At 60.9% G+C, this 1118-nt stretch carries 1 protein-coding gene; it reads right to left on the bottom strand.

What is annotated here, in order from left to right; genetic code table 11:
* Positions 1-1118: elongation factor Tu (tuf, locus tag NLI84_RS18820; protein ID WP_255992365.1), on the bottom strand; the 1118-nt coding region annotated here is incomplete at both ends.

The following is a 1118-nucleotide window of genomic DNA, read 5'->3' as shown; positions in this document are numbered from 1 at the left end:
TCACGGATGGCGAAGCGCAGACCTTGTTCCATGGCGATCGGTGCGATCAGCGACACAGTCACTTCCACGTTGTCGCCCGGCATCACCATTTCGGTACCCGCCGGCAACTCGACCGCACCGGTCACGTCGGTGGTACGGAAGTAGAACTGCGGACGATAGCCGTTGAAGAACGGGGTGTGACGACCACCCTCTTCCTTGCTCAGCACGTAGACCGAACCTTCGAACTTGGTGTGCGGGGTGATCGAACCCGGCTTGGCCAGCACTTGGCCACGCTCGACTTCTTCACGCTTGGTGCCGCGCAGCAGCGCGCCGATGTTGTCGCCAGCTTGACCTTGGTCCAGCAGCTTGCGGAACATTTCCACGCCGGTGCAGGTGGTCTTGACCGTCGGCTTGATACCGACGATTTCGATTTCTTCACCGACCTTGACGATGCCACGCTCAACACGACCGGTCACCACGGTACCGCGACCCGAGATCGAGAACACGTCTTCCACCGGCATCAGGAAGGCGCCATCAATGGCACGCTCCGGCGTCGGGATGTAGGTGTCGAGGGCTTCGGCCAGACGGAAGATGGCGGGTTCGCCGTTTTCCGATTGGTCACCTTCCAGCGCCAGACGAGCCGAGCCAGTGATGATCGGGGTGTCGTCGCCCGGGAAGTCGTACTTGGACAAGAGCTCGCGCACTTCCATTTCGACCAGTTCGAGCAGTTCGGCGTCGTCCACCAGGTCAGCCTTGTTCAGGAAGACGATGATGTACGGCACGCCAACCTGGCGCGACAGCAGGATGTGTTCACGGGTTTGCGGCATCGGGCCGTCAGCGGCCGAGCAGACCAGGATCGCACCGTCCATTTGCGCAGCGCCCGTGATCATGTTCTTCACATAGTCAGCGTGGCCCGGGCAGTCGACGTGCGCGTAGTGGCGATTGGCGGTTTCGTATTCGACGTGCGCGGTATTGATGGTAATACCACGGGCCTTTTCTTCCGGCGCTGCGTCGATCTGATCGTAAGCCTTGGCTTCGCCACCGAACTTCTTCGACAGGATGGTGGTGATCGCTGCGGTCAGCGTGGTCTTGCCATGGTCAACGTGACCGATGGTGCCCACGTTCACGTGCGGCTTCGT

The sequence above is a fragment of the Chitinolyticbacter albus genome (assembly GCF_024437655.1).
Lineage (GTDB): Bacteria > Pseudomonadota > Gammaproteobacteria > Burkholderiales > Chitinibacteraceae > Chitinolyticbacter > Chitinolyticbacter albus.
This window is presented reverse-complemented; position numbering and strand designations above follow the sequence as displayed.